Raw genomic sequence first — 10,715 nt, forward strand, 5'->3', positions numbered from 1 at the left:
CCCACGCCCGCTTGGGTCTCTAACTCCCTTACCCCCCCGGGCCCCCGCCGCGTGCGCGCCCGTGGGGTTAGGTGGGGGGCCGGGCCACCCCCCCCGGGCGCCCCCCCGGCTCCGTCCTAGATGAGGTCACCCCCGGCCGCCGAGGCCGTCGTGCCATGCTGCTGGTAGGCCTTGATCACGTTGCGGCCGACCGTCCACTTGTGGACCTCGTCCGGCCCGTCGACGAGGCGCTGGCTGCGGATGTGGGTGTACCAGCTCGCCAGCGGCGTATCTTGGCTATAGCCCAGCGCGCCGTGCAGCTGGATGGCGGTGTCCACCACCTTGTGGACCATGTGCGCCAGGAAGACCTTGGCGATGGAGTTCTCCTGGCGGAGGTCCATGCCCTTCTCCGCCTTGTAGGCGATATGCAGCAGCATCAGCCGGGCCATGTAGAGTTCACTGGCGCACTCGGCCAACATGAACTGGACGCCCTGGCGCTCGTGCAGCGGCTTGCCGAAGGTCTCGCGCTTGGTGACGTGGGCCGCGGCCATGTCCAGCGCCCGCTGGGCCATCGCCACATTGTGCATGCCGTGGCGTAGTCGCCCATAGGCCAGGCGATGCTGGCCCATGTTGAAGCCCTGCCCCTCCCCGCCCAGCAGGTTCTCGGCCGGGACCACCAGATCCTTGATCTCGATCTCGGAGTGGCCGCCGCCCATGATGTGGCTGAGCTCGCCCTCCACGGCCATGGTCTTGATGTCGCGCTTGATGTTGTAGCCGGGGTTCGGCAACTCGACGATGAAGGTGGAGAACTGCTGGTGACGGGGGGCGTCGGGATCGGTGCGGGCCATGACCAGGGCCATGTCGGCGGCGCTGGCGGCCGATGAGAACCACTTCTCGCCGTTGAGGATATAGTTCTCGTTGCCGTCCTTGACCGCGGTGGTGCGCATGCCCGTGGCGTCGGCGCCGGCGGCCTTCTCGGTCATCGAGTAACAGACGCGTTTTTCGCCAGCCAGGAGCGGCTTGAGGAACTTCTCCTTCTGGTACTCGGTGCCGTGCGCCAGCAGGGTCAACATCGTGGCGTCGTCCGGGCCCTGGCTGTTCATCGACAGCGCGCCCAGGTGACTGCGTCCCAGCTCCATCTGCACCAGGGCGTTGGCCAGCGGGCCCAGGCCCATGCCGCCATACTCCTTGGGGATGAAGGGAAGCCAAAGGCCGGCGGCTCGCGCCTTGACCCGTAGCTCGTCCAGCACGGTCTTGAAGCTCGCCTTATCCTTCAGCCTCTTCTCGGCGGGGATGCATTCGTCCTCGACCCATTGGCGGACCTTCAGGCGGATCGCCTTGGCGTCTTCGGGGATGTCGAAATCGATGGCCATGGGGCGTCCTCCGCTGCGTGCTTTTTGATTGCTCGCAAGGTCGGACCTTTCCGGGGCGAGAGGCAAGTCGAAACGAACAATTGTTCGAATTTCCGGTTTGCTAGCGGTCCTTCGGATCGATCGCGTCGCGCAGGCCGTCGCCGATGAAGTTGAAGCTCATCAGGGTCAGGACCATGGTCAGGGACGGGAAGATCAGCAGCCAGGGCGCCAGCTCCATGTCCTGCGCGCCGCCGGCGATCAGCGTGCCCAGCGAGGCCATCGGCGGCTGGACCCCCAGGCCCAGGAACGACAGAAAACTCTCGGCCAGGATCACGGCGGGGATGGTCAGGGTCACATAGACCACCACCGGACCCAGCAGGTTGGGCACGATGTGCTTGGCGATGATCGCGCCCTGGGTGAGGCCCGCGGCGCGGGCGGCCTCCACGAACTCCTTGTGCTTCAGCCCTAGGGTTTGGCCGCGTACGATGCGGCTCATGGTGAGCCATTCCACCGCCCCGATGGCGACGAAGATCAGGATGATGTTCGAGCCGAACGTCACCATCAGCAGGATCACGAAGAAGATGAAGGGCAGCGAATAAAGGACATCGACGACCCGCATCATCAGCTCGTCCAGCGCCCCGCCGACGAAGCCCGCCACCGCGCCCCAGACGATGCCGATGACCAGCGAGACCAGGGTCGCCACCAGGCCGATGGCCAGCGACACCCGAAGACCCATCAGCAGCCGCGCCAGCAGGTCGCGGCCCAGCGAGTCGGCGCCCAGAAGATGTCCGGCGGTGAGCGGCGGAGCCCAGACGTCGTTCTTGTTGATCTGGTCGTAGCTGAACGGCGTGAACAGCGGGCCCAGCAGCGCGATCGCCACCAGCACCAGCAGCACGACGATGCCGGTGACCGCCGCGCCGTTGCGCAGCAGACGCCGCCGCGCGTCGTCCCAAAGGCTGCGGCCCTTGACCGCCTTTTCCATCAGCTCAGCGCCGGCCCGCGAGCCGGGCGCCAGGATCGGGCCGGTCATGACAGGCGCACCCGCGGATCGAGCATGGCGTACAGGAGATCGGCGATCAGGTTCAGCACCAGGATCAGGGCGGCGTAGAAGATCACCATGCCCATAACCACGGTGTAGTCGCGCTGCAGGGCCGAGATGACGAAGAACTTGCCCAGGCCCGGCAGGTTGAAGATCTTCTCCACCACCAGCGACCCGGTGAGCAGACCCGCGCAGGCCGGACCCAGATAGCTGACCAGGGGCAGGATCGCCGCGCGCAGGGCGTGCTTCATGACGATGCGGTGCTCGGGCAGGCCCTTGGCGCGGGCCGTCCGCACATAGTTGGAATGCAACACTTCGATCATCCCGGCCCGGGTCAGGCGCGAGATGATGGCGATCTGGGGCAGGGCCAGCACCGTGATCGGCAAGATCAGATTGGCCAAAGCGCCGCCGTTCCAACCGCCCGAAGGTAGAATCTGCAGCTTGGACCCGAACAGCAGCACCAGCAGCGGCGCGGTGACGAAGGTCGGGATGCAGACGCCGACGATGGCGATGGCCATGACCCCGTAGTCGATCATTCCGTTCTGCCGAAGGGCCGCCAGCACCCCAAGGGTCACCCCCAGGACGCCGGCGATACTGATGGCCGACAGGCCCAGGATCAGGCTGACCTTGTAGTTCTCCTGCAGGATCTGCAGGACGCTCTTGTCCTTGTACTTCAGTGAAGGACCGAAGTCGCCGCGCGCCACATCCTTGATATAGTTGAAGTATTGCTCGGACAGCGGTTTATCCATGCCGTACTTGGCCATGACATTGGCCTCGATCTCGGGCGAGAGCTTGCGGTCCTTGTCAAAGGGTCTGCCCGGCGCCGCGCGCATCATGAAGAAGGCCACGGTGACGACGAGGAACAGCGTCGGGATGGCCACGAGCAGGCGGCGGCCTATGAAACGCAACATTTGGCAGGGGCTCGAGATTAGGCCTTTCGACGGCCGGGCGTTGCGAAACTTCCACTGGCCCCCGATGATGTCAACGAAGGGCCTTTCCCCCGAAGCTTGGTAGCGAAAATGACCGATTTCCGACGCGTTACAGATCACCTCTCCGTCAGCCCGCAAATCGGCCTGGAGGACTTGGCCGCGGCGGCCGCGCAGGGGTTCAGGCTGGTGATCAACAACCGGCCTGACGGCGAGGACTCAGCCCAGCCGACCAGCGCCCAGGTCGAGGCCGCGGCCCGGGCTGCGGGGCTGGACTACATCCACATCCCGGTGCGCGGCGGACCAACGCCCGAGCAGGTGGAGGCCAATCACTTCGCGGTCGAGTCGGCGGCCGGTCCCGTGCTGGCCTTCTGCCGATCGGGCACGCGCTCGATCGTCACCTGGTCCCTGGGCGAATTCAACGCCGACGCCCGAACCCGTCAGCAGCTGATCGAGCTGGGAAACGAGGCCGGTTACGATCTGTCCGGCGCTTTTCCGCGCTAGCGGGGCAGCGTCACCTGGACCCGGGTCGGGTTCATGGCGAATTCGTCGGGCTCGCAGCTCGCCACGACCAGCACCATCTGGGCCGCAAGGATACACAACAGGGCGAAGGCCGCGCGCTGAAGCCGTTTTGAAACAAATATCGCCGCGTCCGCCGCCATGACACCCTCGTGGGACTGGTTACCCAGGGGTTAAGGCAAGACCGGCGCCGGAGCTGACCGATGATCCCCTATGTCCGCGACATCACCTTCGACTACGGCGCCTGCGATCAGGTCTCGCCGCTGATCCGCCGTGTGGTGGCCAACAATCCCGGCCCCTTCACCTTCCTCGGCACCGGTACCTATATCGTCGGCCGCGGCGAGGTGGCCGTGATCGACCCCGGCCCCGATCTGCCCGAGCATCTGGACGCGATCCTGGCGGCTCTGGAGCCGGGTGAGCGGGTCACCCACATCCTAGTCACCCATCACCACTCCGACCATTCCCCGCTGGCCAAGCCGTTGCAGGAGAAGACCGGCGCGCCGATCTATGGCTGCGCGGTGGGGGTGCTGGCCGAGGAATCGACGATCAGGACCGAGGCCGGCGCCGACTTCGGCTTCGCCCCCGACATCAGCCTGTGTGGCGGCGGGACCGTGCTGACCGGGCCAGGCTGGACGCTGGAAGCCATCGCCACCCCCGGCCACACCTCCAATCACATCTGCTTCGCCCTGCACGAGGAGAACGCCCTGTTCTCCGGCGATCACATCATGGGCTGGTCAACCACCGTCATCACCCCGCCCGACGGCGACATGACCGACTACATGGCCAGCCTGGACCTGGTGAAGGCGCGGGAATTCGCCGTCCTGTGGCCGACCCACGGCCCGCCGATCACCGAGGTCACGCCCTTCGTCGAGGCCTATATCGCCCACCGCCGGGCGCGCGAGGCCCAGGTGCTGGACGCCGTCGCCCAGGGCCACGGGCGGATCAAGGACATGGTGCCGGTGCTCTACGCCGCCGTGGACAAGCGCCTGTGGCCGGCGGCCTCGCGCTCGGTCCTGGGGCACATGCTGGACCTGGTCCGCCGCGGCCTGGTGACCACAGACGGCGAGGCTGGCCTCGACAGCGACTACCGGCTGGCGGACTGAACCGCTGGCGGGGTCTGGGCGCCGGCGCTGCGGGCCACCGCATAGGCCCCCAGGGTCGCGGCGCTGATCGCCAGCACCAGCAGGCCGCGCAGCCAGAAGCGGTTGAAACCCGCCATCAGCGCCACAGCCAGGCCCGCGATCCCCGTGGCGACGCTGATCAGCGCCACCTGGGGCGCGAGGTCCAACGCCAGCCGCGCGAAGGCCAACCGGTCCAGCAGGTTGAGCTGGACGCCCAGGAAGGCGACACCCACCATGGCCGCGGGCGTGATCGCCACGATGGTCGCCAGCTTGAGATAGAGGTCGGCGAAGCGCGCGCGTCCTGGCGAGACTCGTCGCGCCGGCGTGACGGGGGCGAACATGGGCTGGGCGATGGCGCCCTCGGCCGGCGGCAGAGCGGCGGCCGCGCCGGCGCTCATGGCCGGCTCAGCGGGAAAAGGGACGTCGGCGTCCGCCGGGGCCTCCCCGGCCTTGGTTTCAGACGTGGCCGGAAATGCGGCCACCAGAGGTTCGGGCTTGGGCTCGATCCGCTGGGCGGGGTTCGGCGTCCAGTCGAGGCTCGCGGCTTCCAGGTTCGGTGACTCGGGCTCCGGCGCGTAGATCTTCGGCTCGGCCGTCGCCGCCAGCGCCATGGGCGCGGCGGCCGCCGCCGCGGCGGTGGGCAGCACGTAGTCCTTCATCCGCTCGCGGATCAGCTTCTTGTCGATCTTGCCGGTGGCGCCCAGCGGGATGTCATCGACGAACACCACGTCGTCGGGTGTCCACCACTTGGCGATCTTGCCCTCCAGGAAGTCGAGGAACTCCTTCGGCGTCGAGGCCTCGCCCGGCATGAGCTTGACCAGCAACAGGGGGCGCTCATCCCACTTCGGGTGCAGCACGCCGATCACCGCGGCCAGCTCCGCCTTCGGATGGCCCGCGGCGATGTTCTCGATCTCGATGGACGAAATCCACTCCCCGCCGGACTTGATCACATCCTTGGCCCGGTCGGTGATCTGCATGAACCCATGCTCGTCCAGGGTGGCCACGTCGCCGGTGTCGAAATAGCCTTCGGCGTCCAGGATCTTGCCGCCCTCGGCCTTGAAGTACTCTCCGACCACGAAGGGTCCGGCGACCTTCAGCCGACCGAAGGTGTGGCCGTCGCGCGGCAGCTCCTTGTCCTCGTCGTCCACAAGCTTGAGCTGGATGCCCAGCGGCGCGCGGCCCTGTTTCAGCTTGAACTGCAGCTGCCGCTCAGGGTCCATGGCCGCGATCAGATGGTTGGGCGTCGCTTGGGTGCCCAGCGGCGAGGTCTCGGTCATGCCCCAGGCGTGGGTCACGTCCACGCCGTACTCGTCGCGGAAGCCGCGCACGATGGCCTCCGGCACCGCCGAACCGCCGATCACGACGCGCTTCAGGGTGGTGATCTTGCCGTTGGTGGTCCGCAGGTGGGTCAGCAGCATCTGCCAGACGGTCGGGACGGCGGCCGAATAGGTGACGCCCTCAGTTTCCAGCAGTTCATGCACCGAGGCGCCGTCCAGCTTCGGGCCCGGCATGACCAGCTTGGCCCCAACGGCGGGCGCCGAGAAGGCCAGGCCCCAGGCGTTGGCGTGGAACATCGGCACAACCGGCAGCACCGTGTCGGTGGCCTTGATGCCCAGGACATCCGATCCCATCGTCACCAGGGTGTGCAGGAAGTTCGAGCGGTGCGAGTACAGCACGCCCTTCGGATTTCCGGTCGTGCCGGAGGTGTAGCAGAGGCCCGCGGCGGTGTTCTCGTCGAACCCGCCCCAGGCGCAATCGGGCGAGGCCTGCTCGACCAGGGTCTCGAAACAGAGCGCGCCGGGGAAGTCGGTCGGCATGTGATCGGGATCGGTCAGCACCACGATGTGCTTCACGGTCGGCATCTTGGCGCGCTGCTCCAGCAGCATCGGCAGGAAGGTCAGGTCGGTGAAGATGAGCTTATCTTCGGCGTGATTGACGATGTAGCAGAGCTGCTCGGCGAACAGGCGCGGGTTCAGCGTGTGGCAGATCGCGCCGATCCCCATGATCCCGTACCAGGCCTCGATGTGGCGGCCGGTGTTCCAGGCGAGCGTCGCGATCCGGTCGCCGGGCTGCACGCCCAGGGCCAGCAGGGCGTTGGACACCCGCTGCGCGCGGGCGTGGATCTGTTCGTAGGTGGTGCGGACGATAGCCCCTTCAACCGAGCGGCTGACCACTTCGCGGGCGCCATGCCAGGCCTTGGCGTGGTCGAGAATCTTGTCGACCGTCAACGGCCAGTCCTGCATCAGCCCGTGCATATGGTCTCCTCCCGACGCCAGCCCTTCTGGGCTTGGCGTTAAGCTAGATTCCACAGCGGCTTTCCGCAATGCGGCGCCCGTTTGAGGCGAGGTCGCGCGTCCGCCGCCGCCAGGCCGGTCGCTCAGCGTGGCGGGCCCGCCTTGCGCGCGGCCGCGACGGCCTGTTCGAGATCTCGGTCTTCCAGACCTCCCTTGGTGAGGAACGGGCCCACCAGGTAGGCCGGAGTGCCTTCCAATCCGAGCGACCAGGCCTGGGCGGCGTTTCCGGCGAGACGTGACTTGATCGCAGCTCGATGCGTGGCGCGGTCGGCCTCCAGCCGGGGCCAATCGACGCCCGCGGCGATAGCGATGTCCTTGATCCGCGCGGCGTCGAGCTTGGCGGGGCTGGCCATCAGGCGCTGATGGACGGCGGCGTACCGGCCTTGTCGATCGGCGGCCAGCGCCACCTCCGCGGCCAGGGTCGAAGCCTCGCCCAGGATCGGCCAGTCCTTGTAGATCACGCGCACCCGATGATCATTCGCCACCAGGCGTCCCAGCGCGGCGTCGGTCCGCTTGCAGACCGAACACTGGTAGTCGGTGAACACGACCACGATCACGTCGGCGTCGCGCGGCCCGATGCTTGGACCGCCGTCGTCCTTCAGCACCGCTTCGACCACGGGGGTCAGCTCCAGCTTGCGCGCCGGCGGCGGCTTGCCCTGGAACCACCAACTGGCCGCGAGCGCCAGCCCTACGACCAGGGCGAGCGTGAGCTTCGGCCGGCGCTCGACCAGGGTAATCGGGGGGGACGCATCGTCGGCCATGCGATCCGTTCGCCCGGATGCCCCGCACACGCAAGGGTCTGGGCGGCGGGATAGATTGACTTGCCGCCCCCGACCTTGTCGAAACCCGGCCCAGGCAGGAGAGACGATACCTTGGAAACCTTCGACGTGGAGGTGGTCGGGGCTGGCGCGGCGGGCATGATGTGCGCCATCGAGGCTGGCCGGCGCGGACGCCGTGTCCTGGTGATCGACCATGCCGCCGCCGCAGGCGAGAAGATCCGGATCTCAGGCGGCGGCCGCTGCAACTTCACCAACATCAACGCCGGCCCGGCCAACTTCCTATCGGCCAACCCCCACTTCGCGATCTCGGCCCTGCGCCGCTACACGCCGAAGGACTTCACGGCCTGGGTCGAGCGCAGCGGAATCGCCTATCACGAGAAGGCCCTGGGACAGTTGTTCTGCGACGGTTCGGCCAGGGAGATCATCGCCATGCTGCTGGACGCCCTGCGCGCGGCGGGCGCGGTCCTGCGGCTGCGGACCTCGGTGGCGCAGGTGGGCAAGACCGACGACGGCTTCCGGCTCACCCTGGGCGACGGAACCCAGGTCGCCTGCGAAAGCCTGGTGGTCGCCAGCGGCGGCAAGTCGATCCCCAAGATGGGCGCCACCGGATGGGGTTACGACATCGCGCGCCAGTTCGGCCTGCGCCTGGTGGAGACCCGCCCGGCGTTGGTGCCCCTGACCTTCGAGGTGGGCATGCTGGAGCGCCTGAAGCCGTTGGCCGGGGTCGCTCTGGACGCCGTGGCCGCCCACGGCAAGACCCGCTTCGCCGAGGCCATGCTGTTCACCCATCGCGGTCTCAGCGGCCCGGCCATCCTTCAGATTTCGTCCTACTGGCGCGAGGGCGAGGAGATCGTCATCGACATGGCGCCGGGCGTCGACCTGGCCCAGATTCTCAAGTCCGCCCGCTCGGCTCGCGGCAAACAGGCCGTCGTGACGATCCTGGCCGAGCACCTGCCCCGGCGCCTGGCCCAGATGATCGCCGACGAAACCGCCGCGACCGGCAATGTGGGCGACCTGTCCGACAAGGCTGTCGCGCGGCTGGACGCGGCGGTGAACGCCTGGCGGATCAAGCCGGTCGGGTCGGAGGGCTACCGCACCGCCGAGGTCACCCTGGGCGGCGTCGACACCCGCGACCTGGACTCCAAGACCCTGGGCGCCCGTGAGGTCCCCGGCCTCTTTTTCATCGGCGAGGTGGTCGACGTCACCGGCTGGCTGGGCGGCTACAATTTCCAATGGGCCTGGTCGTCCGGCTGGGTGGCTGGCCAGGCGGCGTAGCGCTAGCTCTTCAGCCGCGCCATCGCCCCACGGGCCGCCGCCACGCCCGTGGCGAAACAGGCCTGCAGCAGGTAGCCCCCGGTGGGGGCCTCCCAGTCCAGCATCTCGCCGGCCACGAACACGCCCGGTCTTGCACGCAGCATCAGGGCCTCGTCCAGCGCCTCGAACGTCACGCCGCCGGCGGTCGATATCGCCCGGTCCAGGGACTGCGGGGCGGTCAGGCGCAGGGGGACCGACTTGATCCGTCGCGCCAGGCTGGACGGTTCCTTGGGCACATGGCCCGCCTCGCGCAGGAGACCGATCTCGGCGGGGTTGAGGCCCGCCTTGCGCAGGACGTTGGTGAGGGACTGTCCAGGTCCCGCCGCGGCGATCCGCGTGGCCAGGCGCTGAGACGGCAGGTCGGGGCGCAGGTCGATCTCCAGCGTCGCCGAACCGTCGGCCTGGATGGCGTCGCGCAGGTCCGCCGATAGCGCGTAGATCGCGCCGCCTTCCACGCCGCCCGACGTCAGCATGACCTCGCCGCGCACGTTTCGCTCGCCGAACCTCAACGCCAGCGCCTTGAGCGGCGTTCCGGCGCACTCCTGGCGGAACACGTCGCTCCAAGCGGCCTGGAAGCCGACATTGGCCGCGCGCAGGGGCGCGATCTCGACGCCCTCCAGCAGCCTGGTCCAGCCCCCGTCAGAGCCAAGTTTGGGCCAGCTCGCCCCGCCCAGCGCCAGGATCGTGGCCCTGGGTCGGCTGGTCTCGCCGTCGCTGAAGGTCAGGTCGCCGGCGGCGTTCCATCCGGTCCATTCGTGGCGTGGGCGGAACTTGACCCCCTGCCCCTCCAACCGCGTCAGCCAGGCGCGCAGCAGAGGCGAGGCCTTCAGCGCCTCGGGGAACACCCGGCCGCTGGACCCCACGAAAATCTCCTGACCCAAGCCCTTGGCCCAATCGATCAAGGCCTGGGGCGGGTAGGCTTCAAGCAAGGGTCGAAGCGTCTCAGCGCGCATGCCATAGCGCTCGACGAACGGCGACAACTCCTCGGAATGGGTGAGGTTGAGCCCGCCGCGTCCGGCCATGAGGAACTTCCGTCCCAGGCTGGGCATCCGGTCATGGACGGTTACGGACAGGCCAGCGGCGCTCAGCACCTCGGCCGCCATGAGGCCGGCGGGACCGCCGCCGATGATTTCAACGTCAGTAGCTACAGTCATGGGGTGGCGTACGCCGCGGACCAGGCCTCCGCAGCGTCCTGCGCCGGCCCGGAGGCGTCGACGCGAACCCAGTCGATCTGCCCGACATCGCGGTCGAGCTGCATCTGCAGCGTGGCGACCGTCGCGTCGGAGGCGTCGCCGTCGCGTCCCTCGATCCGCGCCGCCAGCTCCTCGGCGGAGGCCTCCAGCCACACACCGTGGAACGGAGCGCCAGCTTCAGCGGCCACGGCTTCGACCC

Annotated in this window: 10 protein-coding genes and 1 pseudogene; 3 read left to right on the forward strand and 8 right to left on the reverse strand. The window is 68.1% G+C overall.

Features of this window, described 5'->3' with window-relative positions; translation table 11 throughout:
* Window positions 1–116: 116 nt before the first annotated feature.
* The 3 genes from RMO04_RS10920 to oppB form a co-directional block, all read right to left on the reverse strand.
* Window positions 117–1,352, reverse strand: a complete 1,236-nt coding sequence (locus RMO04_RS10920) for an acyl-CoA dehydrogenase family protein (RefSeq protein ID WP_309644816.1) — start codon at window positions 1,350–1,352, stop codon at window positions 117–119.
* Window positions 1,353–1,452: 100 nt separating this feature from the next.
* Window positions 1,453–2,361 carry an ABC transporter permease subunit gene (locus RMO04_RS10925; protein WP_309644817.1) on the reverse strand — a complete coding sequence of 303 codons (909 nt, stop codon included), beginning with the start codon at window positions 2,359–2,361 and terminating at the stop codon, window positions 1,453–1,455.
* Entirely contained in the window at window positions 2,358–3,281 is a 924-nt protein-coding gene (gene oppB, locus RMO04_RS10930; protein ID WP_309644818.1) for an oligopeptide ABC transporter permease OppB, read from the reverse strand. The genes RMO04_RS10925 and oppB overlap by 4 nt, the downstream gene beginning before the upstream one ends.
* Window positions 3,282–3,389: 108 nt before the next feature.
* Between oppB and RMO04_RS10935 the strand changes: the two genes are divergently transcribed.
* A complete protein-coding gene (locus RMO04_RS10935; protein ID WP_309644819.1) occupies window positions 3,390–3,800 on the forward strand; it encodes a TIGR01244 family sulfur transferase in 411 nt (136 codons plus the stop codon).
* Here the strand turns inward: RMO04_RS10935 and RMO04_RS10940 are convergent.
* Entirely contained in the window at window positions 3,797–3,958 is a 162-nt protein-coding gene (locus RMO04_RS10940; protein ID WP_309644820.1) for a hypothetical protein, read from the reverse strand. The two genes, RMO04_RS10935 and RMO04_RS10940, sit on opposite strands and share 4 nt — an antisense overlap.
* Before the next feature lie 60 nt (window positions 3,959–4,018).
* Here RMO04_RS10940 and RMO04_RS10945 point away from each other — a divergent pair, with 60 nt between their 5' ends.
* Entirely contained in the window at window positions 4,019–4,918 is a 900-nt protein-coding gene (locus tag RMO04_RS10945) for an MBL fold metallo-hydrolase (protein WP_309644821.1), read from the forward strand.
* On the opposite strand, the gene RMO04_RS10950 is transcribed toward RMO04_RS10945, so the two are convergent.
* Both RMO04_RS10950 and RMO04_RS10955 read right to left on the reverse strand, forming a co-directional pair.
* A complete protein-coding gene (locus tag RMO04_RS10950) occupies window positions 4,900–7,191 on the reverse strand; it encodes a long-chain-fatty-acid--CoA ligase (protein WP_309644822.1) in 2,292 nt (763 codons plus the stop codon). The genes RMO04_RS10945 and RMO04_RS10950 overlap by 19 nt on opposite strands.
* Before the next feature lie 122 nt (window positions 7,192–7,313).
* Complete coding sequence (locus tag RMO04_RS10955) at window positions 7,314–7,991, reverse strand: DsbA family protein (RefSeq protein WP_309644823.1); 678 nt, start codon at window positions 7,989–7,991, stop codon at window positions 7,314–7,316.
* A 111-nt stretch (window positions 7,992–8,102) separates the two neighbouring features.
* On the opposite strand from RMO04_RS10955, the gene RMO04_RS10960 reads away from it, so the two are divergent.
* Window positions 8,103–9,284, forward strand: a complete 1,182-nt coding sequence (locus RMO04_RS10960; protein WP_309644824.1) for an NAD(P)/FAD-dependent oxidoreductase — start codon at window positions 8,103–8,105, stop codon at window positions 9,282–9,284.
* A 2-nt stretch (window positions 9,285–9,286) separates the two neighbouring features.
* On the opposite strand, the gene RMO04_RS10965 is transcribed toward RMO04_RS10960, so the two are convergent.
* Together RMO04_RS10965 and RMO04_RS10970 are read right to left on the reverse strand one after the other, a co-directional pair.
* Window positions 9,287–10,477: a TIGR03862 family flavoprotein gene (locus RMO04_RS10965; protein WP_309644825.1), complete on the reverse strand. Its 1,191-nt coding sequence runs from the start codon at window positions 10,475–10,477 to the stop codon at window positions 9,287–9,289.
* Window positions 10,474–10,715, reverse strand: a pseudogene (locus RMO04_RS10970) (hypothetical protein); the annotation flags it as partial. The pseudogene RMO04_RS10970 and the gene RMO04_RS10965, both read right to left, overlap by 4 nt.

The sequence above is a fragment of the Phenylobacterium sp. genome (assembly GCF_031412415.1).
Classification (GTDB): domain Bacteria; phylum Pseudomonadota; class Alphaproteobacteria; order Caulobacterales; family Caulobacteraceae; genus Phenylobacterium.